Annotated in this window: 28 protein-coding genes; all 28 read right to left on the bottom strand. The window is 64.1% G+C overall.

Translation table 11 applies throughout. The features are described 5' to 3' along the window. Positions 1–328 precede the first annotated feature (328 nt). The 28 genes from ABRZ00_RS00685 to ABRZ00_RS00550 all read right to left on the bottom strand — a co-directional run bounded on the left by ABRZ00_RS00685 (position 329) and on the right by ABRZ00_RS00550 (position 24,249). A complete protein-coding gene (locus ABRZ00_RS00685) occupies positions 329–574 on the bottom strand; it encodes a hypothetical protein (RefSeq protein WP_368647815.1) in 246 nt (81 codons plus the stop codon). Continuing rightward, positions 574–1,284, bottom strand: coding sequence for a hypothetical protein (locus tag ABRZ00_RS00680; RefSeq protein ID WP_368647814.1), 711 nt, complete (start codon positions 1,282–1,284; stop codon positions 574–576). Before ABRZ00_RS00680 ends, ABRZ00_RS00685 begins: the two co-directional genes overlap by 1 nt. Beyond that, a complete protein-coding gene (locus ABRZ00_RS00675; protein ID WP_368647813.1) occupies positions 1,281–1,613 on the bottom strand; it encodes a hypothetical protein in 333 nt (110 codons plus the stop codon). Before ABRZ00_RS00675 ends, ABRZ00_RS00680 begins: the two co-directional genes overlap by 4 nt. Beyond that, positions 1,613–2,050 carry a hypothetical protein gene (locus tag ABRZ00_RS00670; protein ID WP_368647812.1) on the bottom strand — a complete coding sequence of 146 codons (438 nt, stop codon included), beginning with the start codon at positions 2,048–2,050 and terminating at the stop codon, positions 1,613–1,615. The genes ABRZ00_RS00675 and ABRZ00_RS00670 overlap by 1 nt, the downstream gene beginning before the upstream one ends. After that, the gene (locus ABRZ00_RS00665) at positions 2,050–3,303 is read right to left on the bottom strand and encodes a hypothetical protein (protein WP_368647811.1); all 1,254 of its coding nucleotides are present in this window, start codon (positions 3,301–3,303) and stop codon (positions 2,050–2,052) included. The genes ABRZ00_RS00670 and ABRZ00_RS00665 overlap by 1 nt, the downstream gene beginning before the upstream one ends. Positions 3,304–3,332: 29 nt before the next feature. Continuing rightward, a complete protein-coding gene (gene terL / locus ABRZ00_RS00660) occupies positions 3,333–4,994 on the bottom strand; it encodes a phage terminase large subunit (protein WP_368647810.1) in 1,662 nt (553 codons plus the stop codon). Beyond that, a complete protein-coding gene (locus ABRZ00_RS00655) occupies positions 4,961–5,305 on the bottom strand; it encodes a hypothetical protein (RefSeq protein ID WP_368647809.1) in 345 nt (114 codons plus the stop codon). Before ABRZ00_RS00655 ends, terL begins: the two co-directional genes overlap by 34 nt. A gap of 8 nt (positions 5,306–5,313) precedes the next feature. Continuing rightward, positions 5,314–8,688, bottom strand: coding sequence for a hypothetical protein (locus ABRZ00_RS00650; protein ID WP_368647808.1), 3,375 nt, complete (start codon positions 8,686–8,688; stop codon positions 5,314–5,316). Continuing rightward, the gene (locus ABRZ00_RS00645; protein WP_368647807.1) at positions 8,675–10,261 is read right to left on the bottom strand and encodes a hypothetical protein; all 1,587 of its coding nucleotides are present in this window, start codon (positions 10,259–10,261) and stop codon (positions 8,675–8,677) included. The genes ABRZ00_RS00650 and ABRZ00_RS00645 overlap by 14 nt, the downstream gene beginning before the upstream one ends. Beyond that, on the bottom strand, positions 10,258–10,719 hold the full coding sequence (locus tag ABRZ00_RS00640; protein ID WP_368647806.1) for a hypothetical protein: 462 nt from the start codon (positions 10,717–10,719) through the stop codon (positions 10,258–10,260). The genes ABRZ00_RS00645 and ABRZ00_RS00640 overlap by 4 nt, the downstream gene beginning before the upstream one ends. Then, positions 10,709–11,173 (bottom strand): N-acetyltransferase family protein, encoded by a 465-nt coding sequence (locus ABRZ00_RS00635; RefSeq protein WP_368647805.1) that lies wholly within the window; start codon positions 11,171–11,173, stop codon positions 10,709–10,711. The genes ABRZ00_RS00640 and ABRZ00_RS00635 overlap by 11 nt, the downstream gene beginning before the upstream one ends. Next, a complete protein-coding gene (locus ABRZ00_RS00630) occupies positions 11,170–13,344 on the bottom strand; it encodes a hypothetical protein (RefSeq protein WP_368647804.1) in 2,175 nt (724 codons plus the stop codon). The genes ABRZ00_RS00635 and ABRZ00_RS00630 overlap by 4 nt, the downstream gene beginning before the upstream one ends. 10 nt (positions 13,345–13,354) lie before the next feature. Further along, a complete protein-coding gene (locus tag ABRZ00_RS00625) occupies positions 13,355–13,924 on the bottom strand; it encodes a hypothetical protein (RefSeq protein ID WP_368647803.1) in 570 nt (189 codons plus the stop codon). An 82-nt stretch (positions 13,925–14,006) separates the two neighbouring features. Beyond that, positions 14,007–14,465, bottom strand: a complete 459-nt coding sequence (locus tag ABRZ00_RS00620; RefSeq protein WP_368647802.1) for a hypothetical protein — start codon at positions 14,463–14,465, stop codon at positions 14,007–14,009. A gap of 11 nt (positions 14,466–14,476) precedes the next feature. Beyond that, complete coding sequence (locus ABRZ00_RS00615; RefSeq protein ID WP_368640585.1) at positions 14,477–15,343, bottom strand: phage capsid protein; 867 nt, start codon at positions 15,341–15,343, stop codon at positions 14,477–14,479. A 184-nt stretch (positions 15,344–15,527) separates the two neighbouring features. Then, positions 15,528–16,409 (bottom strand): hypothetical protein, encoded by an 882-nt coding sequence (locus ABRZ00_RS00610; RefSeq protein WP_368640586.1) that lies wholly within the window; start codon positions 16,407–16,409, stop codon positions 15,528–15,530. A 2-nt stretch (positions 16,410–16,411) separates the two neighbouring features. Continuing rightward, the gene (locus ABRZ00_RS00605; RefSeq protein ID WP_368640587.1) at positions 16,412–16,654 is read right to left on the bottom strand and encodes a hypothetical protein; all 243 of its coding nucleotides are present in this window, start codon (positions 16,652–16,654) and stop codon (positions 16,412–16,414) included. Then, complete coding sequence (locus ABRZ00_RS00600) at positions 16,651–18,282, bottom strand: portal protein (RefSeq protein ID WP_368640588.1); 1,632 nt, start codon at positions 18,280–18,282, stop codon at positions 16,651–16,653. Before ABRZ00_RS00600 ends, ABRZ00_RS00605 begins: the two co-directional genes overlap by 4 nt. Before the next feature lie 261 nt (positions 18,283–18,543). Beyond that, a complete protein-coding gene (locus ABRZ00_RS00595) occupies positions 18,544–18,849 on the bottom strand; it encodes a hypothetical protein (RefSeq protein ID WP_368647801.1) in 306 nt (101 codons plus the stop codon). A gap of 120 nt (positions 18,850–18,969) precedes the next feature. Next, a complete protein-coding gene (locus ABRZ00_RS00590) occupies positions 18,970–19,239 on the bottom strand; it encodes a hypothetical protein (RefSeq protein ID WP_368640590.1) in 270 nt (89 codons plus the stop codon). Further along, positions 19,236–19,811 carry a hypothetical protein gene (locus ABRZ00_RS00585; protein ID WP_368647800.1) on the bottom strand — a complete coding sequence of 192 codons (576 nt, stop codon included), beginning with the start codon at positions 19,809–19,811 and terminating at the stop codon, positions 19,236–19,238. The genes ABRZ00_RS00590 and ABRZ00_RS00585 overlap by 4 nt, the downstream gene beginning before the upstream one ends. After that, a complete protein-coding gene (locus ABRZ00_RS00580; RefSeq protein WP_368647799.1) occupies positions 19,808–20,362 on the bottom strand; it encodes an endonuclease domain-containing protein in 555 nt (184 codons plus the stop codon). Before ABRZ00_RS00580 ends, ABRZ00_RS00585 begins: the two co-directional genes overlap by 4 nt. Position 20,363: 1 nt before the next feature. Continuing rightward, complete coding sequence (locus ABRZ00_RS00575; protein ID WP_368647798.1) at positions 20,364–21,743, bottom strand: replicative DNA helicase; 1,380 nt, start codon at positions 21,741–21,743, stop codon at positions 20,364–20,366. Beyond that, a complete protein-coding gene (locus tag ABRZ00_RS00570) occupies positions 21,740–22,585 on the bottom strand; it encodes a YdaU family protein (RefSeq protein ID WP_368647797.1) in 846 nt (281 codons plus the stop codon). The genes ABRZ00_RS00575 and ABRZ00_RS00570 overlap by 4 nt, the downstream gene beginning before the upstream one ends. After that, positions 22,582–23,034, bottom strand: coding sequence for a class I SAM-dependent methyltransferase (locus ABRZ00_RS00565; RefSeq protein ID WP_368647903.1), 453 nt, complete (start codon positions 23,032–23,034; stop codon positions 22,582–22,584). Before ABRZ00_RS00565 ends, ABRZ00_RS00570 begins: the two co-directional genes overlap by 4 nt. A 41-nt stretch (positions 23,035–23,075) precedes the next feature. Beyond that, on the bottom strand, positions 23,076–23,453 hold the full coding sequence (locus ABRZ00_RS00560; RefSeq protein ID WP_368647796.1) for a hypothetical protein: 378 nt from the start codon (positions 23,451–23,453) through the stop codon (positions 23,076–23,078). Further along, positions 23,450–23,881 carry a hypothetical protein gene (locus ABRZ00_RS00555; RefSeq protein ID WP_368647795.1) on the bottom strand — a complete coding sequence of 144 codons (432 nt, stop codon included), beginning with the start codon at positions 23,879–23,881 and terminating at the stop codon, positions 23,450–23,452. Before ABRZ00_RS00555 ends, ABRZ00_RS00560 begins: the two co-directional genes overlap by 4 nt. After that, positions 23,881–24,249 carry a hypothetical protein gene (locus tag ABRZ00_RS00550; RefSeq protein WP_368647794.1) on the bottom strand — a complete coding sequence of 123 codons (369 nt, stop codon included), beginning with the start codon at positions 24,247–24,249 and terminating at the stop codon, positions 23,881–23,883. The genes ABRZ00_RS00555 and ABRZ00_RS00550 overlap by 1 nt, the downstream gene beginning before the upstream one ends. Between the last annotated feature and the right edge of the window lie 18 nt (positions 24,250–24,267).

Here is a 24,267-nt window from a genome sequence, read left to right as displayed (position 1 = left end):
GGGTGGCGTTAACGTCCTGATGCAACAGGGGAAATTCTGGTGGCGCATCCCTGATTCGAACAGGGGACCTGCGGATTATGATTCCCATCCACACCAAAGTAGCGTAATCGGTTGTTCTTTTAAATCAACGACTTGCAGCGCCAGCCGCGATTGCAATCAGGACAATTCACTGTATGACCATACAGTATTCTACCGATTCAGGGCACGTTTTGGGCACACGGATTCGATGGTCTCGTTGTGCACCACGATCTGCCGGGTGATGGCTGGGGGTGTGGCATCCAATTGCTCTGCACTATCCCACCAGATCGGCCGCGCGATGTCGCAGTAGCTACCGCCCGTCGTGGCGCACCCACCGTTCAGCGCGATCACGGACAGCAGGATCATCCAGCGCATCGATTTTCTGAGCCACAGCATCGGCTTTCCCCTTCGCGGCCGCGTCGGACCGCCGTTGATCCAACTCAGCACTCCGGCGCGCGGCCCGGCCGCCGGCCGCGTAGGCCCCGGCCAGCACCAGCAGCGCGGCGCCCAGCATGAGCAGCCAGCCCTGCGCGCGCGCCCACAGCGCGGCCAGCATCACAACACCCCCGCTTTGTGCTTGTTAACCTGACTCCATGCAATGAATACGGCCAGGGCCACCAGCACGCCCCCCAGCACGATCCGGCTGATCTGGCCGCTGGTCAGCCCATCCTGCTGCTTCTCGATGGCATCGATAACAGCGGGCGCTACCTCGGCCAGTTGGGCGACACCCACTCCCGCGGTCGCGGTGGCGCCCACGGTTTCCCGGGTGACGGGCACGGGGCCAGCAGCACGCTTCGCAGGCTCGACCCCGGCTAGGGCCAACCCCTTGTCGATGGTCTGGGCGTCGTACCAGGTGTTTGCAGTGGTCAGCGGCCCGGCGCCGTTCTCGTGTCGGATGATCGCCTCCACCAGCGGGCGCAGAGTGGCATAGTCGTGCACGTCGATGGTCTCGTCATCAGGCCCCTTGCACACCCCGGTTCCGCACACAGCCTTGCCGACAGCGGCGACATAGGCATCGGTTTGGTTTTCGAATGCCGGCGCCCAGCGCTCGATCACTTCGCGGATCGAGTCGATTTTGCTGCCGTCTGCGGCCCGGCGCTTGTCTTGATAGGTGATCAACGTCACAGTCATAGCGCGAATACCGTAGGCCGCAGACTGGAACGTGCAGAAGTCGGGATCGGGCTGCTTGTCTGCAAGACCTTGCCAGGGGGCGCCGTGCCTGAGGTTGCCGGGGTTGTTGTTGCGGACGCCGCGAGAGGTTTTCATTTCATGATCTCCATCTTGAATGCCGTCCAGACGGCGTATGCGATCCAGCCCAATGCGCCAACAGCGCCCGCCTGGGCGGCCTTGACCAGGGCTTCGCGGACCATTCGGTTTCGCAGCTCGCGCCACTCGATGATGCTTTCGTGATACCGCCGGTGGCTTTCGGGATCTCCGCCAGGGAAACCGTCCCGCAGGGCGGCCACATCTTCTTGGAGCTTGCGCTGCTCGGTGATGAGGACCGCGATCTGGCGTTCCACGTCGCCCTTGGTTTCGCGCAAGGCCCGGATGATTGCCCGAGCGTCAGCAGACAAAGGCGAGTCCTCGGCGGGCATCACGCAACCGGCTCCGGTTGCAGCAGTTCCAATTTCCGGGCTGCATCGATGATCCCGAGCGAGATCATCAGGTCCAGGCCCATCCCAACAGCCGGGTCCGACAGATCGACGTACTGGGCCGCGATCAAACTGTCGTAGGCTCGTTGCAGGTCGATGCTGTCCGATGACCGCACGGCGGCATATTCGGCGTTCGTGAAGCGCGTCAGATATTCGCGGCTGGACAGAATCGTGCGGGGGGCGGGAGGCTCAGGCTCGGGGGTCGGCGGTTCTTCCGGGGTCGGGGGATCGACCAGCGCGAAGCCGTCTTCGATGCTGACGAGCTGGCCGACCTGCATTCCAGCCAGCGCGGCCGAATACTGCTCATCCGTGATTTCGATCCACGCGGGATCGCCGGACATATCAGCGCGGGATACACCGCCTGCAGTTGCGTAGGGCATCAGAGAATCCTCATCAGATAGACGCGGGGGATGTAGCGCGGGCGGGCTTCGTCGCCGCCGCTGGGATCTGTACTGGTGGGCGACATATAAGAGTAGGCACCGCCGCCAGATTGGTAAGCGCCGTAAGGTATTGCACCTTTCCCGTGGCTGTGGGATAAATTCTGACTATCGACAATCGGCCCGGCAGCAGGCCCAGGCCGCAGGAACACCCGGCTGGTGTTGATCAGGTCGATTGTCTGCCCGTCCATTGGCGACCCGACGAGTGACACGACAGCAGTAGCCGTGATCGTGGGGTCTGAGCCGGTGACCGTTTCGTCGGTCAAGACGCCCTCGTTATAGTCGCCCGATCCATCGAGCCCGGCCGTGAGGATCACGTAGCGGAAAGATGGGTTGTCCGTGGGCGGGAGAGGGGCGTTCGGGTGCAGAGGGAATTCTTCGCCGATTCGGCCGCCGAGCCATTGCGCGGCATCCGGATACACAGGAGCCGCGAACAGATCGCCCTCGATCACCCATGCGTCATCAGCGGCATTGCGGCGCCAAAGCGTATTCGTGCCACTGTCGGCCCAGGTCATGCCGGGCCATGTAGTGGAGGGTGCAGTAGGGCCGTAGTGGTCAGTGCTCAGACCCTGGGGATCTACCGACGCGGCAGCATTGGCGGCATCGATCGCGGACTGCGCGGCAGCATTGGCGGCGGCCGATGAGTTGCCCGCGGCCGTTTGGGCGTCCTGCTTCGCTTGATCGGCAGCGGCTGCGCTGGCTGCGGCGTTCGCGGCTTGATCGTCGTAGTCGTCCAGGCTGGGTTTCGGTGCGCCGGTGACGGGATCGAACACCAGAGCCTTCCCCTTGCGCGTGTTCACGGCGGGCAGGAAGGATACCGATTCGCCGGGCGGGAACCGAACGGCGGCATTCAAATCGACCTGCTGGGACTGCTGGGACAGCCACAGGCGGTCGAAATCCCGGTTCACGACCGGGCTCAGGAAATCGCCTTCGTATTGATAATTTGTCTGGCGGTCGAGCACGACATCCAGGCGCAGGATCACAGAAACACCATTGGCCGGAGGTGTGGTGAATGTGACCATGCCTCCGTTCGGATTGCCCAGGCCGTCAACTGTGTATTCAGATGGATCGACAAGGACCAGGTCGATGAAGACCTTGAAATCGACTTTATCGAAGCACAGGAACGAGTAGGCGAATTGCGTCGTGACGCCGTTCCCCACATGGGTATCGGCCGGAATCTTGGCTGGGACGGTCATGGCGTCTCCGGTAGAGGCGCCAGAAGCGCCTATTGCTCTAGGGTCACCTCAAAGACCCCACCATTTGGACGCCAATCTTCGCCCCGATGGCCTGCCGGAATCCCGTCTTTTTCAGACACGGCCCGGCCGATCCGCACGGGGGCCTGCAGGATTGCGCCGGCGCCGCTGTCCAGGCAGTCGTCCGGCTGTTCCTTCACCGCTGGGTTCCAGTCCTTCATCTGGTCCCACAGGGGCCCATCCAGGACATCGATGTGCGCCCACAGGACACCAGATTTCAGGGGGCCTTCCAGGCCGGCCAGGATGCGATCGTTCTTCGCGCCCTTGGCCGGGACATCCGTGACGCCGCAGCGCAGCCGCTCCTGCTTCAGAGCCTGCTTCAATAGTTGGGGAACGAAGGCCCCGACGCCGTTGGTCTCGACATAGACATTGGGGATGCTGAATTTCTCGATCAGAGCACAGGCCTGCATGACCTGGCCGGACGTGATCATGGTGTTGCGCGAGTCGGAGAACACCGCAAATTCTCCGATCAGCGGTTCACAGACGTGCCAGTAGATATTTCCGGCCGCGTCGTCCAGCATCAGGGAGAGAGTCGATGCATCCCCGCCGGCGCGGCCCAGGGCGCAGTCCCAATAGGCCCGGGCGCTGACGATTTGCACCTGACCCAGCATCATGCGCCAGGCTCGGTTCGCCAACTCCATGCGGGGGTGGACCGCGTATGCCCGCAACTTCTCCGGATCCAGGCGCACATCCCCGATGGGCTTGCTGTGCAGTTGGTACTGGCTGTCCCACTCGTTGACCGTGCGGGTCTTGCGGCGGCGCTTGAGCAGTTCAGCGCGGTCGAATCGTTCCGGCCATGCGCAGCCGGCGTAGAAGTCCAACAGGCCGGACGGCGGCCGCGCGAACCTGATCGATGCGTCCTGGGAGAGCATGTAGTCGATGTCGGGCTCGAGCAGTCGGGCGGATTTCCCGATACCGGAGAAGACGTATTCAGGGACGAACGGCAGGAAATATTCCATGCCGCCAGAGGCGTCCTCGATGCGGTATTCGTGGTCGAACATGGCGATGGTCAGGCAGTCGGCACCCAGGGCTTCCATCTCGTCATAGATCGAATCGTGGGTGTGTGGGGTGCCGACGTACAAGGTTCGCCCACCCGGCACCAGGATGTGGGTCTGTTCGCCCAGGCGGTAGCGTAGTTTCTCGCGTGCCTCCGGGGTCTGGATGTTGCGCGGAACCTCCACGTCGTCGTTCTGGCATTCGTCGGCCCGTGCGCTGGTGACGTTCGACAGGATGCCCTTGGCGTACATGCTGGCGTTTCGGGCGTCCGCTGCTCCGTCGATCCACCACTGCTCGACCGTGCCCTGCCCGGGCGGCAACAGGCCCTGGGTCAGAGGATGGTTGCGCAGCACGTTCTGGGTGTCACGGCTGGTCTTGTAGGCCGTGCCGTCGGCTTCCGACTGATGCAGGATCCGGTAGGTTCGGTCGCGGTAATATCGCCAGGCGTTGTAGACGGCCAGCAGCGTGGATTTTCCGAACCCGCGAAAGCATCGCAGGACCGCCAGATCGCCACGCGATTCCAGCCAGATCGCCGCCCGGACGTGGATATCCGGGACGGTCCAGTTTCGACGCTTGGCCCAGACCAGGAAGAAGACCAGGAACCCTACCGGGTCGCGGCCTGAATCTTTTTCAGACACCGTTCCGCTTCCTTTTCCGCCGCCCGGAGTTCAGCATCCAGGCTGGTTTCTTCTTCCTCGACCGCAGCAGATCCGCCGCCAGCAGCGGATTGCCGGCGCGCCACGTCGATCAGGCTGGTGTTCTTCATGATGAGCGTGAGCGTGGCCGCCGCGTTCTTCTTGCACCAGTACCGGTCTCCCCGGGTCTGTTGATCCATGCTCGCCGGCAGTATCCCGGCCCCCGGCCAGGTTTCGGGGTCCATCTCCTGAATCAGGGCATCGGTCAGTTTCTCGGTCAGCGCCTGTAGGCGTTCGTATTGGTCTTGTCGCATGGTGCCTCCTAATTCACGCCGATCGCTGCGTCGATGGTGTCCTGCAACTGCTGGCGTTTTTTGGCCTCGACATCGGCGCGCAAGGCCGGGAACTCCTCCAACAGTTGGCGTTTGGCGATTTCCCTGTACCGGTTGATGGTGGTGCGGATGAAGTCTGCCTTCCCGCCTTCCGGGCCGTCGCTGAACCGCTCGTAGACCTGAGACATGGGATGCTTGCCCGTCACCACCTGATTCAGGAAGTCCTTGGCCCCCAGATCCCAGGCGGGGTCCTTCGCCTCGTTCCCGGCCAACTGCACGAACCTGGAATAGGCGCCGTGGTAGTTGTCCAGGTTCACGCGCACGCCGTCGAATCCGGTCTTCCGGGCGGGCATGCTGACGAATGAATCCAGCCGGATCATTTCCTTGTCGATGGGGCTTTCCTTGGCCTGACTGCTGTAGATCGGGCTCACCGCGTCATAGATCGCCCCCAGACCAGAACGGTAGCTGATGGCTTCGCCCCACAGGTCGCGGCGCGGCGGAAGGCTCTTCGTCAGACCCGGGACCCGGCTGCGGATGCGTTCCATCATGGTGTCCGCTTCCAGAGCATAGGGATCCATAGCACGCGCAACCTCGGCCACCCCGGTGGGCACAACGGATCCAGCCAGACGTTGGAAGTAGCTTTTCCCATACCGGTCTGGATCGGACATGGCCGTGAACAAATCGGCCATCCCAGTCATGTAGGACTTGTTCATGGCATTGTTGGCCAGGGCCATCGCAATCGCCGCTTGGGTGCTTTCGATCTCGGAATCGCTCAGAGCCTCCTCGTCGTCCATGTTGGAGAGGATTTCCACCATGTCGGCTGCGAGGCCCAGGGTTGTGCCGATTGGGTCGGCCCGGTTGTAGGCGTAGTACCGGTCTCCGACCTTGAGGCTGTATGGCTGCCAACCCGTCCGCTCCAGCGCCTGACGTTCCCTGCGGTCGGCCGGCCCCTTGCCGGTGATCTGCCCGGAGAATGCCAAATCGGCCGAGGCCGCCATCATCATGCTGCCGGTGGCGATCCTTGCCAGGGCGATATCGCGCCGCGCGCCGCCGGCCGCAATGTCGGCCCGGACGTGGGACATGAGCGGCGCCAGCGGGGTGCGCTCGAAGGTGTACTTCAGGATGTTCCCTGGCGTGCGGATGAAGGGCAGAATCAGGCGCCCAGGGAATGGGGCTGCATTCGCCAGCTTCGTGACGGCCTTGGTTAGGTTGCCCGGCGCGCTGGTGAAGGTCTGATAGGTCGCCTGATCGATGGCGTCCAGTTTGATGTCCACCGGGGGATCGGCCAGGATGTCGGCGATCCGCTCCTTCAACTGGTCCGGTTTGATGGTGCCGGCGTTGACCTCCTGAGTGGCCCGGCGCAGCGCCAGGGCATTCAGTTCCATCCGGTATCCCAAGGTCTTGAAGAATTCGTCCTCGGCGGCCAGCAACCGTCCGGGAACTGAAACCGTGGCACCCAGCACGTCCACACTGCGGCCCAGTGGAGAATCCTTCGCCATGCCCCAGGCCTCGGAACTGATCGCCCGCGCGCGCGGCAGATCGATCTTTCCCATGCCAAATCCGGCCTCGTTCGTCCGCAGGGTCTTGGCGGAATACCGCAGGGCGTCCTTGAATCCGGAGAGCATGCCGAAAATCTGTGCGGTGGCTTCGCCGGCCTGGACCCCGCCATCCGTGCCCAGGGCGCGGGAAATCTGCGCCGCCGTGGCCCGCTCATACATCTGCTGGAAGATCACCCCGGTATTGCTCATCATGTTGACGATGTGCGTCTTGGGGCCGGACAGCAGGCCGTTCACCCAGGCTTCCAGGAAGGCGTCTCGACCGCGCACCCACAGCGACCCGCGCACCACGGCGTCCAGTTCGCGCGGCATGTTGGCGCTGCCCAGCTTGGCGATGCGTCCGGCCATTTCGCGGGACAGCTCCGGATCGCCGACAGAACGCAGCGCGTCTTCAACCTGCGCAAACCGCTCCATACCGCTGCCCGCCGGGATGCGCCAGGATGCCAGCGCACGGGCGGTCTCGGTGCGTGCGGCGATGACCTCGTTCTGGATGGCGTAATGGGTCGCCAGCATCTTGCGGAAGGCGAACAGGTTGGCTTCACTCGGGTTCTCGGCGGCAAGCTTCGCCACTTCGGTCAGCTTTTCGGCCGACGCGGCCCAGAGTTGCCGGGCCGCCAGGGACTGTTCGGCGTTCAGCGGCTGACCTTGCCGGCGTTCGGCCAGCACCTTGAAGGCGTCCTCCTGCTCGGCGTTCAGCTTCATCTGGGCGAACGGCATGTGTTCGCCGCGCCGGGCCGCATTCACGTCGCCTTTGAAGCCGTCGGCCATCTGCTGCATGACGTTCTGGACGTCTTCCGGCGTGTCGATGCGGGCGAAGTTGATGTAGGTTTCGCCCGGGGTCGGCTTGGCGATGCCTCGCGCCGTCTGCTCGGCCAGATCCAGATCGCCAGACTTCGGACCAGGCAGAGGGGTGCGAGGTGCCAGTAGCGGGGCCGTCTCGTCGCCCAGCACCTTGAAGGCGTCGGGTTGGACCTCCGGGCGCAGGTTGACCGGAGCTACGGCCCCGCCCTCCGCGCGTTTGGCGATCCTGGCGGCCCGAACGGCCTTCAGGCCCATGAGCATGCCATCGGTCACCATCCCCAAACCCAAGCCCTCGACCGCGTTCTTGAACCGTCCTTCAATGAAGCCGTCGTCTTCATTCGAGGCGAGGTATTCGTTCACCGGGTTTTGCAGGGCGGGGTATTCTTGGATCAGATCAGACAGCCGCTTTTCCTGGCCGTCGAACGCGGTGAAGTCGGCTACCGCGCCCTGAAGCGCAGCCTTGCCGGCGCGCGCCGCTGCGCCTGCGGCCTGCATGCCCTTTGTGGCCGCAGCGCCCGGCCCGAGGAATCCGGTCAGCCATTGGGCAACGCCGCGCACCAGGCCACCGGTCACGCTGTCCGGCTTGGGCACGTCGGGCAGTTCGAAGCCCTGGACCCCTTCTTCGTGGCTGATGCCGCTGGCGTCGGCCTTGATGGAACCCAGCGGCATTTTTTCTTCCAGCCATCCCGCCAGTTCGTTGATCGGGTCCAGGATGGCCGCCTGTGCCGCATCGCGCACACCGCCGACTGTCGCCCGAGGTGTTTCCAGAATTCCCCGGCCCACGTCCTTCGCCGCGGCCTTGATCTGGTCGCTAACCTTGGGTTCTTCGTGCGCGATCTCGACGCGCATGCCGCCGTCCGGGAGTGTCTGGTAGGTGGATCCGTGCGGAACGCTTTCCGGGGTCTGCTGCGGGGCGTATTTGCTCATGAGGCTGGCAGCGGCCGATTCTCGGACGGGAGATTCCCGCACATCCAGCACGGCGGCGGACAGGTCGTTATCGTCGGTCATTACGGTTTCCTTGGCTTGCCGCGCGGGCGCGCTGCTGTTCGATGATGGGGCGCCACTGCTCAATCAGGGCGGCCTGACGTTGAAATTCAGGATCGGCCAGGGCTGCTTCGCGATCGCCGCCGTGCTTGTCCAGGAATGCCTGGACGGTCGCCTGGGCTGTTGCGTCGAGGTCCATGTCACGCCGGTTCCCTACTGCGTAGCTGGGCATGGGCTTGACCAGCGACGAATCCATGGCGTCCGTGAGCTGGTAGTCGTGCACGATGCGCTGGTAGGTCTGCTGTGCGTCGGAATCGCTGGCGTTGGGATTGGCCTGGATCCAGTCGTCCCAATCGTTCAGGGCGCTGGCCTGGCGCTGGGCGGCGGCTGGGTCGGGGTTCAGGTCGGAGACGCGCAGCGCGCCGCGGATGTACCCCACGCCACGCTTGTAGGCGGATGGCACCTCTCCGGCCTGGCTTCCTTTCTCCTGGATCGTGGATAGGCGGTTGAAGTCGTCCGTCTTGAGCAGACCCAGCCGGAGTGCATCGCGTGCATCATCGGAAATGTCGTCGCCGTTGGCAAGGCGATCGCGCAGGTTCGTGTAGACCATCGGATCGGTGCGCTCCGGCGATCCGTCCAGCAGCTTGTTCTGGAAGTACCGGTAGTCCGACGGGTCCAGCGTATTGCGGTTCTGCTCGATCCATTCCGGGGTCAATGTGCCTTGGGTCCAGAGCAGATCCCCGGCCTTGGCCGCGTTCTGGGCGCGCAATTTGTCCTGCTTCTCGCGGATGCGGTCGGCGCGGGCCTCATTCGCCAGGGACAGCCGCATGCGGGATTCCATCGTGTTCGTGGCCACGTTCATCAGGCGTGTGCCGTCGGCGGCATCGAACTGGTCCATGTTCTTCTGGACGAAGTTGAACCCCCTGGAAGGATCAGCCTGGATCATGCGTTCCGCCACTGCGCTCAGCACGTCCGAGCGCTGCTTCTGGATCGCGGCGTCCAGCTGTTCCTGGGACCATCCGTGCCCCTGCGCAAACGCAGTCAGCGCGCCCACGGCCCGGGACGTTTCCTTGCGCACCGCCTCCGGATCATTGAACTGCAGGGCCGCCGAGTTGATCGAGGTCTGCATCAGGCCGTTCAGTTCTCCCTTGGCGTAGGTCTGGGATTCCTGCTGCTCATGGGTGGCAAGCTGTCCTTGCAACTGCATTCGGCGCGACAGGGCAATGCGCTGGAACGCGGCCTTCTGGGATTGGGATGTCAGACCCTGGGCGATGTCATCCACCTGACGGTCGAAGGCCTCAACCGTGGGGGTGGTGATTCCCATAGCGGCTTTTCCTCTGGTGGCAAACGCCCCTTTCTGGGGATCGAACAGCGCACCCATGGACCAGTCGGCCAACTTCTTTTCGGCCCCCATCGTGTTGGCGAGGTCTTCCTGCTCACGCTGCTGGTTGAGCAACTGCATGCCGATGCCAGCCAGTTTTTCGCCGCCGGCCGCCATGCCCTGGGCCGTGCCGTCGATGAACGCGCCGCGTGGGATATCAGGACGCGGCCCGGGCTGGGCGATCTGCTGGCCGAAATTTCCGACGGGGATTTTCATTTTGCCTTCCACATTCCATATTGAGCTGCGCCGGACAGCAGACTGGTGGCGGCGCCCATGTAGCCAGCGGTGCGGGCATTCGACCCGGCACGCCGGTTCAGCGCCGCTTCTTCCTGGCCGGATTGCAACCGTCGTTGACCGGTCAGGATGTTCATGTAGGCGTCTTCCTCGGCGTTACGCTGGATGGATTCGTTCACTCGAACAGGCGTACCGACGCCCACCGACACCCCAGAAGCTGCGTAGGCTGCATCTGCAGCGGATGCCTGACGCTTGCCTGCCCTGCGGAACTTCTCGGCCTGCGCCACCGCTGCATCCGCTTCCTGCGCCGCCTGGCGCTCGGCGATCTTGGCCTGGGCGTCGTACATTTCCTGCTGCTGCTGGCCCTGCACGATGGATGCCCCTGCAGACAGAACCGTGCCAGCCGCCAGTGCGCCGAGCGCAATCGTTTCAATTCCCATTGGGGATCTCCAGTTCCAAGCCAACCATGAAAGCCTTGAATCCCAGCCGCTGGTACAGAGCGGCGGTGCGTTCCGGGGACACCCCGGTCGATACTCCAGCCTCGACCCAGCGCGCTCCCTTCAGCTTCGCCCATTCAGCAAGTCCACAGATCAGCCGACAGGCCAGAATCGACCCGCGAAACTCTGGGCGCACGAAAAGCGCCAGTTCCTGCACGATCATTTCTTCGCTCATCCAGTTCGGGGAAGCGATGGCCGCGATGCCGCCGGCGATCAGTCCGCCAGATCGTTCGCCCACCAGCACCAGGCCGTCGGGCGACTCGATCAAGTTGCGCAGGGTGTTGCCGACGCGCTCTCCGCTGTAGGTCAGCCGGTTCCAGCGCGGGCTTTCGGCGGCCATTCCCGCGCCCATCTCCACCAGCGCGGGTACGTCCTCCAGGGTTGCGGGCCTCATCATTCGTTCGTCGTCCAGTGCCGGACCACTGCCAGCAGGTGAAAGGGAAGAGGGTCGGGCTGGGTGATCTCGATTGGCATTTCGCCTTCATGCCACCCCAGGTCGCCGACACTGGCCCAGCCGGAATACATGGGAGGTGGCTTATCGAGAAGTTCGCTGCCGAATCGACGGAACGTGATCCGCTCCCCATTCACCACTGCGCCGGTCGTGTTCAGCACCAACAGGCTGTATTTGTGGCCGCGCATCTTGCTGGACTGCGCCGTGCCGGTGGGCGTCATGATCTCCGGAGGCAAGGTCTTGATGCGCGGGATGACGGGCAGGCCGATCTGGACGGCGTGCGCGGCGCGCGGCAGGGTGATTTCCCCGCCGGACACCGTGAACATGCCCTGAGGTACGCCATCGGCCAGGACTGTCACAGTCTCGCCCTCCAGGTGCGTGAGGCCACCCCAAACGGCATCCCCTACCTCACTGATGCCCATGATCCCAGCGTGCACGGCGTAATCCGGGTTCAGACGCTCTATGTAGCGCACGGTTTGGCCGTTCACCTCGCGGCGGACCACCGCCATGATTTCGTCGCGGTCGCCGGCGGGGGCTGCTGAAACGCTTTCGTAGAACCCATCCGCTTTGTGCGAGGTCCAGGCAATCACCCCTTCATCCCGATCGATGGTGAGCGCGGCCATCTTCCCGTTTGCCAGCACCGCCCAGACCACGGAGTCAGGCTCCTGCTGGTAGGCCATCTGGACAACACCCGATTCAGTGATGTGCTCGGCCAGCGTGGTCAGGTTCGGCGCCACGTAGGAATCGGACTCGGCCCGATATCCCATGGCCCGGACCTTGCGGCCGGCGCGCTGCACGAAGATGATCTCGTCGCCCACGCGCACGGGGCGCACCGCGTTGCTGCCGTAGACGGATTGGCTCTTGGCCTGGGCGTTTGTGGGCGTGATGGGCTTTTCGACCCCGCCTGTCACGGTGAATTCACCCCCAGCAGTCAGGGTGATGATGGCGCGCACGCTGGCCAGGTGTTCCACCAGGCTGACCTGATCGGAATCCACGTTGAAGAAGAAGCCGTCGGTGTCGTTCTCGCCCTGGGTGAAGTCGTAGTACAGGCCCGTGCAGGACCCCCACACCCCTTGGGGATACTTCACCGTGCCTCCGGCGATCAGCCGCTGTTCGTTGAGCGTCACCGCAGACGGGTAGCCGTTCAGCCCACCCCAGACGCTGGACTGCAGCTTCCAGGCCCCGGCCTGGGCTGCGACTGCGGAATCCAGATCCTGCTTCACCACGCCGGATGCGGATGTGCCACTGGACACCGCCGTGATCTGCACCATGCCCTTGTTGACCTCCACGAACTTGCCGACATCGACGGAGCGCCAGCCGGCGGCCGAGAGCGTGAGGGTGATGGACTGGCCCACGGTTCCCTTTGCCGAAGGGGTCAGGGTCGTCTGCGGAGAGTCTTCCAGCACCCATTCCCCCGCATCAATGGCCGTTCCGGGGAAAGGGCTGGTGATCTCCACCGTGACAGCCGTGCCGCTGGATACGGCTGTCACCACGGCCACGCCGGTCAGGTAGGTAATGCGGCGACCGACATCGGATGCGAGGAAAGCGGAGCCGGACGACGTGGCGGTGCGTCCAGTCCCCACCGTCGCATCCGAAAGCGTGAGAGTGAAGGTCTCGAACACATGGCCGATTTCCCCGAACGGCAGCACCGAGAACGGCGCGGGGTTGATCGCCCACGCATCCTCGGCCAGACGGCGAAGGACGTGGATCGGGTGATCGGGATGGGCGATGAACATGGTGTCCGCCGCCTGCACGTAGCGCAGTTCCCGCAACTCGACCTGGGTGTACGGGATCGTCAGTTCGTAGGGCACGCCATCCTTCAGGATGATCCCTGCACCGGCACGGATCACGCGCATGGTCCCGTCGGAAAATTCCAGGTGGTAGGCGGCGTCTCGGTTGAAGACGAACGGGATCAGCAGGCTTGAGCAGTCCATGTCCGCCACCGGTCCGATGAATTCCGTGCCCGGCGCGCGCCGCACGCCGCCGTAGATATCCACCAGGCAGTTTTCCAACAGCGCGGCACCGTTCTGATACCGAGTCACGTCCACGCGCCCGCGCACCTTCGGGGAGATTTCGCCGGCCGTGAAATTCGTCTGGATCGTGCTGACCTTGGGCATGCTTGCTTCCTCAGAACCTGGCGCGCAGCAGCCCGGACGCCTCGAGTTCCTCAGGCGGATCGTCCTGGCCGTCCATGGCCTTGGCCTGGCGCAGGACGTACTGCGCCTCCTGCAAAAGGGACTCGCGCAGGCTGGTCGACGCGGTGATGGGGTAGGCCAGGGCGGCGGCCATGGCCAGGGTCGCGGCGTTCACCAGCGAGTCGTCCCAGGTCGCCGTGACTTCGTTGCGGAAGACGTAGACCAGCGGCAGCTGCGTCGCATCGCTCAGGATGCAGCGGCCCTCGACCCGGTATTCCGGGGCCACGCCGCGGCGGCCAACCTGCAGCGTCTTGAGCCAGTCGCCCGGGAGCATGAACTTGTGGGTGTAATCGAATGCGGGGGACTCAGCAGCGGGCGCCAGGATCACGCGCTTTGTCGCGCAGTTCCAGGGGTGGGAGCGCAGCAGGGCGTCCCGCACGCCGGGCCACAGGTTTGCGGCGAGGCTGGCCGGCTTCGTGCCTTCCTCGAAGTCCGCGATAGGCTTGTCGCCCAGCCGCTGCAGGGCGTTGGAACAGATCGAGACAGGAGACGCGGTGGACATGCTGGGCCTCAGAAAATGAAAAAGCCGGGATGGCGTGAACCCTCCCGGCGTTCCGTTCCCATGGGAGAGCGGATGGTGAAGATCAGTCCGTCACGTAGGGGATCTGGAATTTCATCTTCTGGTCGGCCTTGAGCGCGGCACCCTTGACCGTGGCGTAGACATCGACCTCGGCAGGCGTGAAGTATTCGGACGCCTTGGCGATCAGGTCGCCGGTGTCGCACTTCACCACCGCGGCGGTGGAGATATCGACACCAGCGGCCAGGCCGTCGGCGTCGATGACCACGCCGGTCTGCGTGTTGCGGATGCCGATGTCCACGGTGGAGCTCGCCGTGCCCGCGTCGGCGACACCGATCACCCCGCCCAGCAGGAACCGAGTATTGGCCGGCACGCGGCCCAGGAAGATCGTGTCATTGATCGCGTACGCGTCGTGAGTGGCGGGCAGGGTGGCGATCAGCACGCGCTGGCGGCCGTGCGAATCGGCGGGCATGAGCTTCTTGCCGGCCACGATCTTCGCGGCCTGAACGCTGTTGGTTTCAGCCATGATCGGCCTCCTTAAATGTTGAACGCGATCGACACGACGCGCTTTTCATCGACGCGGGTGGCGCCGTGACTGGCCGCCATGGACACCTGCATCAGGTCCTTCTTGTCGGGCCGGCGGTTCGCCTTGCCTTCCACGAAGCCGGTACCGAAATGGCAGGCGCTCTTCGCGTAGGCCACAGTCGTGGCGACGGACCCTTCCACCAGAATCCCTTCATAGGGAATCCAGTTGAAGCCCATCCACTTCTTGGACACGTCGCCTTCCTGCAGCATCTTCACGGCCATGAAGTCCGCGCTGGTGAGCGTGGTGTCCGAGAGGATGTCATCGAGCATGTCCGAGTTGTAGATGATGTACAGCTCTTCGCCGTCGTGGTTGTCGGCCTCGTTCTTGCGGAAGATCTTCCGGGCGGTGATCAGCTTCGCTTTCGTGAAGCCGTCGGAGCCGGCCAGGATCTTCTGCTCGGAGGGGAGCGCGACCGTGCCACCTTCCTTAAGGTTCGCGGGGTTCAGCAGCGCGCCGAAGACGATGCGATCCTTGCGGCGATTGTGCGCAGCGATGAGCGAGGCGTTGTACGATCCAGACAGCGGGTTGGCCAGCAGCTTCGGTTCGTCGTTGCGGTCCACCGGCAGGGCCTGGTAGAAGTCGCGCATCAGCGCCACGCGGGTGCTGTGCTGGGCGTCGGACCACGTGGTGTCGCCGTGACGGACGGTGTTCTCGGGCGTGTCTTCCAGGGGTGCCAGCATGTTGGCGGTGAATGATTCCCCGGTGATGCTGCCCCGGTCGGTCACGGTCGAGACCAGGCGGGATTCGTGCTGCTGGGTCTGCAGACGGATCTGCTTGTCCCACTGAACCACGAATGCTTGGGTGATGGATTGCGGCATGGTGGATGCTCCAAAGGTTGGTCAGTCGCCTTCGGGGTGTCCGGTTGATGCCGGGCCCGGTGTCTGCCAGCGGCATCGGCTGCCATGCGCTGGTAGGGCTTTACCGGGTATCCGCGCGCCACCACGGGCCGGTTGATAGCCGTGATGGTCGCGCGAATGGTTGGGCGGAATCCCGTCTTTTTGGTCAAGCCACCGTTTCGGTGCCGTACTTGCGGTCGTACCAAGCCTTGACCTGCTTGCTGACCTTGTCGTGGTCCGGGTGCTTGGGGTTGCTGTAGGCCTCGGATGTTTCCAGCTTCGTGATGTCGTCTTCACCGAAAGACTTGTGCACTGTGCCGCCGGGCGCGTTGTCTTCCTGGAATTCGGAACCCAGAGCCGCCATGAGGCGCAGGAACACCGGGTTGTTTCCCAGGCCAGCCGCTTCGACCTCTTCCATGCTGACTCCGGCACGTTCGATAGCGGCGGCTGTGGCGGTGTACGCCAGGTGGGTATTGCGGTTGAAATCGGCATCCGTGGACCAGACCTCTTTGAGCTGATCCGTCGCGGCGCGCTGGTCCAGAATCATCGAGCCGTTGGCGATCTGCGGGGCCAGCTTGAAATACTCGCCCATCACCACGTCGATCTGGGCCTGAGTCATGCCGGCGGCGTGGGCGCGGCCGAGAAAGTCCTTGATCTCGGGATCGGCCTTGATGTCGATGCCCTTTTCCTCGAGCGTGCCCTTGATCTCGTCGGGGACCGCGATCTCGTAGGCGTCGGCGCTGGCCGGCGGTGCGCCATCGCCCCCCATCTTCTTCGACAAATGGCCGTAGGCTTCGGCGAGTTTTTGTGCCGATGCCTGCACATCCAGTTCGCCATCCGCGCCCTTGACGTGATACTTCTCTGGGATGAACTCCGAAGGAGTGGCCTCGGGTGCGTTTTGTCCGGTCCCCAATACCGAGCCGGGCTGTTCCTGGCCTTGAGCGACTTCAGTGCCGGGCGCGGTCTCGGCGCCACCGGCTTCGCCACCACCGCCGCCACCACTCGAACCGTCGCCCTCGGGGGCCATGAGTTTGTGCTTGATCCACATCGTTATGCTCCTGTGTCGTCGGCGTTGTCGGGCACGCCGTGAGCCCTGTTGATCTGGGAAACAATGTGTTCGATGACGCGGCGCATGCCGTCGCGCTGATAGGTCTGCAGGACCGCATCAATGCCGCCAGTGACGACGGCAGGCCTGGCAAACCGGCGAGTGAGGTCTTCGAGGATCGCGGCACCTACCTTGTGATCCTCGAAGATCAGTGCGTAATCCTGTGGGGTAGTGGATGTGTCGGTCACGCTGCGCCTCCCATCAGTTTGTCGATGCCGGTCTGTGCGGCCTGCATGCCCAGTTGCTGTTCTGCGGCCTGGGCCTGGGCCTGCTGCTGGTCTTCGGCGCGCTGACGGCGAATGCGGGCAACAGCGTCCGGCCCGCGCACGATCTTGGCGGGCACGCCGCGGGCGTCGGCGCCCAGGCGGATGCCTTCGTCCACGTCCACGTTGTCCCACACGCCGATGTCGCCGGTAGCCGCAGCGGCCTCACCGATAGCAGCGAACGCACCCTGGATCGCCGTAGCGACCTCGAGCTGCTGCGCCCGCGCCTGGGGGGACTGATACGTGACAGTGAAGATCCGCCCACGCAGGGAATCGGGCGGCGGGGGAAACAGTCCGCCGCGGTATGCGAGACCGAAACAGCGCTCGATCAGCGGCTTCAGGTATTCGGTCTGCAGGCGGCCAAATACCGGCCCCAGCATCTGGCGAATCAGATTCAAGCGGGCGTAGAACTCGGTCGCAGTGCGGGGCTGACCTTCCATCGGCGGGAGTTGATCAGCCATCAACGTGCGCTTGATCTGGGCCGCCAACTGTTCGCGCTTCGTGAACGAGACCGTGAAATCGGCCCCGGTCTGCAACGGCTTCATGCTCTCCACGCTGTTCGCCACGATGATCTTGCGCGGGCCGACCTTCACCGTCCTGGGATTCAGGACCCCGTCATCCTCGGCGATCCACATGCCCGCGATCGCCATGTCGGCGTTCGTCAGTTCCATGCGGGAAATTTCGTTCAGCGTCTTGATGTCGGGCAGCGCATCGAACACCGGCCCGACGGCATAGACGGACCCAGGGATGCGGGACCAGCGCGGGGCGACGAACGGGCGTTCATGATAGCCGGACTCGCGGACCACGACACTGCCCTCGATTTCGACGTGCAGCGAGGCGTAGGGCAGCATCGTGGCCCGGGCGGCGCCCGGCTTGGCATCGCGTCGGGGGTAGATCGCGTGAATAAGTTGTACGGGCTTGTCGTACTGCTGATCGTTGAACAGTTCTCGGGTCTTTTCCGAGACCTTGTCCAGGCCGAATTCGGAGACGCATTGCTCGACGGTCAGGTCGTATCTCCGGTACACCGTGTCTATGACGCCCGCCGGTTGGGATGCAGCGCAATAGCACTCGGACAGCATCCAGTTCGCAAATCGCAACCCATCGGGGCGCCCCTGGGTATCGCGAGACTCATCGATGAACAGCACCCCCCAGCCGGCGGACACGTTATCGAGCATGAGTTCGAAACTTTCGGCGTCGAAATTCGCGGCGTGGACTGACTTCCACAGCGCTTCGGCAGCATCATCGAACCACACGCGTTCGTCATCTGCTGGGTTTTCGACTTCCAAGCCGAACCAGCGCAGGCTGGACGGAGTGATGCCGGTCTGCACTGTAGACGCGAGGATCCGCGCGGAGTCGGTTCCGGTCGAGTCGTAGAGCCGCGCGCGGGCCGCCTGTACGCCGTCGATGGGGTCGGTCTGCCCGTCCCATCCCTGGTTGCGAATCGGGAATGAGTGGTCCTGGCAGTCCTTCCACGTCGTCTCATGCTGCGCCCGCAGTCCCTTGAGCGCACCGTAGCGACGCAAGACATCATTGGCGCGCTGGTCTTCGGCCATGCCTACTCCCCGAGTTTGCCCTTGCCGTAGGCCAGGACTGACGAGGTTTGCGCATCGCCGGCTTGACCACCTGCAGCCAGCAGACTGCCCTGGCGACGTCGCCGGGCCAAATCGGCGGCCTTTGCGTTCGCAGCCTTTGCTGCATCTGCCTCGGCTTGTCTGCGGGCCTCAGCGGGATCAGGTCCCTGAATAATCGTCGTGCCGCCACCACCGCCACCGCCACCGAACACTTTGCCGACGGCTCTCGCTACGCCGCCCATGTCAGGCCCCTTCGCGCGGGTCGGTCGGCGCCTTGGACGGGCACACCCAGCCGTCACGTGACAGCACCGGCGCGCGCAGCGTCGAGGGGTCGATCTGATCGGCGGGGATATCGCGGCACGCCATGCGGCCAGCCGGCGCGGGAGCCTTGCGGGTCTGGCGTGCCGGCTTCGGCGCAACTTCGGGGGTTTCTACCGGACTGGCAGCGGCTTGCGCCTCGGCGCCGGTCTGATTCTGATCCTGTGCTTGGGTGTCGCCAGCCGGCGCGGGAGCACCAGGGGTCTGAACTGCGTGGGTACGGGGGGCCATATGCGCTCCTGTGGGTTGATGTGGAGACAGTGTGCGCAGTATCGGATTGCAGGCCGAGCGGAATCCCGTCTTTTTGGCCCAAACGCGCGCGCGGGCGCGAGGAAATGCGGCCGCGTGACCTCAGTTCCGACGCCGGGCGGCCAGATGCGACGTGAATCCCTCGATAGTCGGAACTGACTCACGGGGTCTATCGGCCGCTTCGCACCAGAATTGGATGATGGTTTCCCCATCCTGGTGACGGGGTTCGCTGCCGGCCATCCAGCCTTTGATCGTGGATGTGGGGATGCCGACGATATCGGCCACATCGCGCACGGTGTATCCCTCACGGCGTAGCGTGAGAAATATCGCATTCCAGTCGATAGCCGGGGCCGGGCGGATGGGCTTGATCAATCCGCCTCCTGCGCAATCGCCCAGTGCAGGATTGCCAGCGCATCGGCGGCGTTGTCCGTGTCCGGCCGGAAGCCGCGGCGCCGGGCTTCGGCGATCATGTCCGGCTTCTTCGCCCGGCCGGAGCCGGTCCAGTGCTTTTTCACTGTCGCCAGGTTCACGCCATCGGGGATGATGTTGAAGCTCTCGCAGGCTTCGAACGTGTACGCCTGGAATGCGCCATAGGCGTGGGCGGAATCCCACAGCGCCTTGCCGTGGACCTCATGCCGGATGACCAGCTCGTAGGTTACGGCGTGGATCTGCTCTCGGTTCAGCAGTTCCAGCAACCAGGACCGATACCGCTTCCACCTTTGGCCCGGGCCCCACGACTTGCGCGGGCTGAAACTCTCGGTGCCGTGGCTGATCGTGCCGTCCCTGCGCCGGAGTGCATACCCGGTCTGTGTGCCAAGATCGAGGGCCAGCAGGTTCCGGGCATGTGCTGCGACTCCTGCAGGGCCTGCAGCACCTGCGCATTTTTGCAGGGCCTGCAGGTCATCCTGCACAGTGGGCGGGAATGCGAGGTCTTCGAGGGTCATTTACTCTCCAGGTACGGCCGGATTTCATCAATCAGGCCCTGCATGGTTTCGGCGCGCTTGCGGCGCCAGAATTCATCCTGTTCCTCGGGCGACCACTCGGGGAAATCGTCCGGCCGCTCCATGACGCGATTGCAGCGCCAGCCCGGCGCGCGCCAGACCTTCCAGCCGAGTTCGTGCAGGATCGCGTCCCGGCGGGCATCCTTGGCTTCGTCGTGCCACTGGGCCCCGTCGCATTCAAGCGCGACCTTGGCGATGGGATTGCCGAAGTCCACGAAGAAGCGATCGACCGGCAGTTGTGGCCACAAGGGCAGGCCGCCGCAGCGGATGTCGTGCCAGGTCGCGGCCTCGATCGGAGTGAAGATGGAAACCCAGTCGCCGACCTCGTACTGGTTCGTCCCCATCCACGATTCGAAACCCGCGTCGACCAGTTGCTGGAACAGCGCGTAGTTGTGCCGGATGCGGCGGAACCGCTCGGAAATATCGAGTCCAGCGTGCAGGTCGTGAAATGCCTTGCCTTCCATGAATCGGTTGAGTGCGTGCAGTTGTTCCATGTCAGTCCTTGAATCCTTGGTGTCGGGGAGCGATGGGACGGAATTCCGGGGCCTGGCCCACGAAGTTCTCGAAGCGCATCTGCTCGCCCAGGTAGGCCAGAGGGCACCGGCCGGGCTTGCCCTGTCGGTTTTTCATGATGAACACCTCGGCATATCCCCGGTTGTCCGTGTCTGGATTGTCCTGCTCCTCGCGGTACAGGCCCAGCAGGATGTCGCTGTCCTGCTCGATGGAGCCGCTGTCGCGGAAGTCCGACAGGACGGGGCGCTTGTTCGGGCGCCGCTCGATGTCCCGGCCGAACTGGCTCAGGGCCAGCACGGCGATGTTCAGCGTCTTGGCGAGGATCTTCAGGCCCTTGGTGATGGCCTCGATCTGCTGGTAGCGCTTTTCCTCGGTGCCGGTCATGAGTTGCAGGTAATCGACCACCAGCAGGTCCAGTCCGGACTTGCGCTTCACGGCCCGGGCCTTGGTGGCAACCTGCAACAGGGACAGGCCGGGTTCGTCGTCAACGAAGAGCGCCGTCTTTTCCAGCGCCTGGGCGGCGCGGGTGACGCGGTCCCAACTGTCCGCGTGCGGCGTGCGCTCATCGGCTCGCGCCAGTGTGGCCGCCGAGACCTTGCCAACGCTGGCGATTGCGCGCTCCGTGACTTCGGATTCCGGCATCTCCATGGACAGGAACAGCACGCCGAAGCCGGCCAGAGCGGCGTTCAGCGCGATCGTTTCGCCCAGGGCGGACTTGCCCATGCCGGGCCGGGCGCCGAGCGTCACCAAGGCGCCGCGGCGGATGCCGCCGTTCAGAAACGTGTCAAGGTCCACCAGGCCGGTCGGGATACCGGGGTTCTTGGCTTCGCCGGCGAAGCGGCGGTCCAGATCCTGCACGTAGCGGCCCAGCGCTTCCCGGATACTGGCCGGCTCCCGCCGTGTCGTGGCGTCGGCCAGTCGGCCGAACTCGGCCTGGACCGCGTCCAGTTTCTCGGCGGCCGCGAGCGGCCCGGAGACGATCTCATGCACCTTGTGGGCAGCCTGCAGCATCCCGCGAAGCAGGGCCTTTTCCCGGACGATTTCCGCGTACCGGCCGATGTTCGCCGCGCTGGGCGTGTTCGTCATCAGGTCGTTCAGGTGCCGCAGGTCCGCGTCTTCGCCGGCAGCTCGGATCGAATCGAACACGGTCAGCACGTCGGCCGGCTTCTGCTGGGCGATCAGCCGCTGGATGTGATCGAAGATCAGGCCGTGGGTGTGGACGTAGAACTGGTCCCGGCGCAGGTCTCCGATACGGTCGATCGCCTCGTTGTCCAGCAGCAGCCCGCCCAGCACCGCCTGTTCGGCATCCAGGCTTTGCGGCGGGGAGGCCGTGAATTCTTCGGGTTCGTAGGGGGCGTTCATGCCGCTTCCTTGCGTAGTGATGCCTGGGCTTGGATGCCCTGGGTGGACAGTTCGTAGATCGGGCCGTCATCGGTCTGCTTCGCGTACCAGAGGCGGTAGTAGCCCTTCTCGACGTAGTTCAGGAAATGCCGGCGCCAGTCGGCCTGCAGGCGGCTGGCATGTTCCCCGGGCGGCAGGAATTCCCGCTTGAACACGTCCCAGGCGATCTGCACGAAATCCATCGGTAGCCCCGTGTTTTCGACGTAGGTCAGCAAGGGCTGGTAGCCGCTGATGGGTTTTTCCCCGGCCTGCATGCACTGGTCGATGAAGGTCTTCAACTGGATGCGCGGCTTGCGCTCCCTGGGCTTCTTCGCCGGGCTTTCACCCCCTGGGGGGTTAGGGGGGTTCTTTTGTATTGGTTCTTGGTTATTGGTTATTGGGTAAGCATTGCCATCGCTATGCGTTCGGCCATGCGTTTCTTGTGCGTTCGCATATGCGTTCGCATTTTTGCCTGATGCGTTCGCATTGCCATCGCTATGCGTCTTGGCCTGCCAACGCGATGCGGCAGACGTGCGTGCCTTCTCGGATTTCTCCCTGCTTTTCGCTACTTCGGCATCGCAACGCCGGTGCGTCCATCCGTCATCCGTCAGGGTGAAATACTCGTCCAGGATCGTGTCCACGGCACCGCGTTCGGCCGTCGATGCCGCCCGAGCCAGTCTGTAAACCTGACGTTTTTCGGCCGGCAAGGGCTTTTCGTGCAGGTAGTACAGGTCGATCAGGCGTCTGTACGCGCCATCCTCGATCATCGTGAGGTGGGCCGTGTCCTTCAGGTAGTCGCCGATGTGGTGGGGGTAGTAATTCATGCAGCCCCCTTCAGGAAGGTCATCCAGTGGGTCCGATTCAGCCTGCCGACACGGTGTCCGAAAAGAGGCCTCTCAGGCGTGTATGCCAGGATGTCGCGCAGCGGCACCTGGGTTTCGTTCCATTTGAAGATCAGCACGCCGTGAGTCCTCAGAACGCGGAAGCACTCGGCGAAACCCTGGCGCATGTCGTCCTGCCAGTCGGCGCCAAGCTTGCCGTACTTGGCTGCCATCCAGCTACGACGGCCGGCGCGCACCAGGTGTGGGGGGTCGAACGCCACCAGCGCGAACTGTTCGTCCGGGAACGGCAGCGCGCGGAAGTCCATGCGCATGTCAGGGTGGATGTGCACGGCGCGGCTTCCGTCATCGCGGTGCGTGCGGTCCGTGACCACGATGGACTCGTCCCGCATGTCGCCGAACAGGCAGCGCTGGTCCTGGGGGTCGAACCACATCATGCGGGGCCCGCAGCAAGGGTCAAGAATCGGCAGGTCCATCATGCAGCCTCCCCGTGCACGACCCGCACCAGCGGCTGGATTGCGGCCTGGTACTCGGCCTCGGCCTCGGCGGGCCACCATTCGTGCCAGATCATCGAGGCTCGGGTTTTCTCGATGTATTTCAATTCCAGCGCGGTCCGTTCTTCGCGGGACACCTTGCCTCCCTGGTCGTGCAGGCTGTGGCATCCACGGACGCCGGGCCGGTCGCAGCACAAGGGGAATGTCAGGATGTCGCTGGTCTTCGTGCCCAGGCCCTTGCCGGCGTTCGGGTGCGCGGCCTGGCTGTAGCCCACAATGCTGCAGGCCGCGCAGGGCAGGGAGGCGACGAGGCGCCGGTGCCTGGGGCTGCGCCAGGGCTTCGATTTGGGGAACATCATGCTGTGGCCTCGCTGAGAGACAGATCGACCCCGCGCGGCTCGAAATCGGCCCTGATCGCGTCGATGTAGCGGGCGATCTGGCCCCGGTCCATGATCGACGTGACCGGGAAGTAGGCCATCACGGCCAGCTTCGTTTCGTAGGGCAGGGGCTTGATCGATTGGTCGTAGACTTCGCGGAAGTGATCGTCCTCGGCGCGCAGGATCGGCACGCCGAAATGCAGCTTGCAGTACCGCTTCCAGCCGGCCGCGTCGTCGTGCGGGAATGCCTGTGCCATCATTTCGTAGATGACGTGTGTACCGGCGTTCTGTGCGCCCGTGCGGGGCGGGGGCGCGATGCGTACCGTCCAGCCCTCAGGGGCCGACACCACGGCCTTGGCCGCGAAGCCTCGGACCTTGGGTGTGGTGAGGGTGTAGACCTGGCGTTCCATCACGGCCTCCCCAACACCCGGCGCAGCGCGGCGACTTCCTCGCGCAGTTCCCGGTTCTCGCGTTCGACCTCGGTTTCCCGTTTGCGGATCGAGCCCAGGTCATAGCCGCGGTCGTGCAGCATCCAGAGCAGCGGGGCATCGTTGCCGCAGGCATCCATGAGGGCGGACAGCTTTTCCCACTTCACGCCTTCCTGACCGCTTTTCCAGCGGGAGAACTGTCCCTTGTCCAAGCGGAGCGGCAGGGTCAGTTCCTTGTCCACGTCGAAGCCCGCCGCCTTGGCGCACAGACCAATGGCGCCACCCAAGGTTTTCTCGCGGGCGACTTCCTGCGGGGTCACTTCCGAGGGGATGGAAATCTGGCTGCTCATCACGTCACAACCTTGTTG

The organism is Castellaniella ginsengisoli, assembly GCF_040955415.1.
Taxonomy (GTDB): Bacteria; Pseudomonadota; Gammaproteobacteria; order Burkholderiales; family Burkholderiaceae_B; genus Castellaniella; species Castellaniella ginsengisoli.
The sequence above is the reverse complement of the archived record's forward strand: the minus strand, read 5'-3'. Positions and strand labels throughout refer to the sequence as shown.

Coding starts and splice junctions, on each gene's coding strand:
- ABRZ00_RS00685 (WP_368647815.1), bottom strand. CDS start 574: ATGCTGGCCGCGCTGTGGGCGCGCGCGCAGGGCTGGCTGCTCATGCTG.
- ABRZ00_RS00680 (WP_368647814.1), bottom strand. CDS start 1,284: ATGAAAACCTCTCGCGGCGTCCGCAACAACAACCCCGGCAACCTCAGG.
- ABRZ00_RS00675 (WP_368647813.1), bottom strand. CDS start 1,613: ATGCCCGCCGAGGACTCGCCTTTGTCTGCTGACGCTCGGGCAATCATC.
- ABRZ00_RS00670 (WP_368647812.1), bottom strand. CDS start 2,050: ATGCCCTACGCAACTGCAGGCGGTGTATCCCGCGCTGATATGTCCGGC.
- ABRZ00_RS00665 (WP_368647811.1), bottom strand. CDS start 3,303: ATGACCGTCCCAGCCAAGATTCCGGCCGATACCCATGTGGGGAACGGC.
- ABRZ00_RS00655 (WP_368647809.1), bottom strand. CDS start 5,305: ATGCGACAAGACCAATACGAACGCCTACAGGCGCTGACCGAGAAACTG.
- ABRZ00_RS00650 (WP_368647808.1), bottom strand. CDS start 8,688: ATGACCGACGATAACGACCTGTCCGCCGCCGTGCTGGATGTGCGGGAA.
- ABRZ00_RS00645 (WP_368647807.1), bottom strand. CDS start 10,261: ATGAAAATCCCCGTCGGAAATTTCGGCCAGCAGATCGCCCAGCCCGGG.
- ABRZ00_RS00640 (WP_368647806.1), bottom strand. CDS start 10,719: ATGGGAATTGAAACGATTGCGCTCGGCGCACTGGCGGCTGGCACGGTT.
- ABRZ00_RS00635 (WP_368647805.1), bottom strand. CDS start 11,173: ATGATGAGGCCCGCAACCCTGGAGGACGTACCCGCGCTGGTGGAGATG.
- ABRZ00_RS00630 (WP_368647804.1), bottom strand. CDS start 13,344: ATGCCCAAGGTCAGCACGATCCAGACGAATTTCACGGCCGGCGAAATC.
- ABRZ00_RS00625 (WP_368647803.1), bottom strand. CDS start 13,924: ATGTCCACCGCGTCTCCTGTCTCGATCTGTTCCAACGCCCTGCAGCGG.
- ABRZ00_RS00620 (WP_368647802.1), bottom strand. CDS start 14,465: ATGGCTGAAACCAACAGCGTTCAGGCCGCGAAGATCGTGGCCGGCAAG.
- ABRZ00_RS00615 (WP_368640585.1), bottom strand. CDS start 15,343: ATGCCGCAATCCATCACCCAAGCATTCGTGGTTCAGTGGGACAAGCAG.
- ABRZ00_RS00610 (WP_368640586.1), bottom strand. CDS start 16,409: ATGTGGATCAAGCACAAACTCATGGCCCCCGAGGGCGACGGTTCGAGT.
- ABRZ00_RS00600 (WP_368640588.1), bottom strand. CDS start 18,282: ATGGCCGAAGACCAGCGCGCCAATGATGTCTTGCGTCGCTACGGTGCG.
- ABRZ00_RS00595 (WP_368647801.1), bottom strand. CDS start 18,849: ATGGCCCCCCGTACCCACGCAGTTCAGACCCCTGGTGCTCCCGCGCCG.
- ABRZ00_RS00585 (WP_368647800.1), bottom strand. CDS start 19,811: ATGACCCTCGAAGACCTCGCATTCCCGCCCACTGTGCAGGATGACCTG.
- ABRZ00_RS00580 (WP_368647799.1), bottom strand. CDS start 20,362: ATGGAACAACTGCACGCACTCAACCGATTCATGGAAGGCAAGGCATTT.
- ABRZ00_RS00575 (WP_368647798.1), bottom strand. CDS start 21,743: ATGAACGCCCCCTACGAACCCGAAGAATTCACGGCCTCCCCGCCGCAA.
- ABRZ00_RS00570 (WP_368647797.1), bottom strand. CDS start 22,585: ATGAATTACTACCCCCACCACATCGGCGACTACCTGAAGGACACGGCC.
- ABRZ00_RS00565 (WP_368647903.1), bottom strand. CDS start 23,034: ATGTGGTTCGACCCCCAGGACCAGCGCTGCCTGTTCGGCGACATGCGG.
- ABRZ00_RS00560 (WP_368647796.1), bottom strand. CDS start 23,453: ATGATGTTCCCCAAATCGAAGCCCTGGCGCAGCCCCAGGCACCGGCGC.
- ABRZ00_RS00555 (WP_368647795.1), bottom strand. CDS start 23,881: ATGGAACGCCAGGTCTACACCCTCACCACACCCAAGGTCCGAGGCTTC.
- ABRZ00_RS00550 (WP_368647794.1), bottom strand. CDS start 24,249: ATGAGCAGCCAGATTTCCATCCCCTCGGAAGTGACCCCGCAGGAAGTC.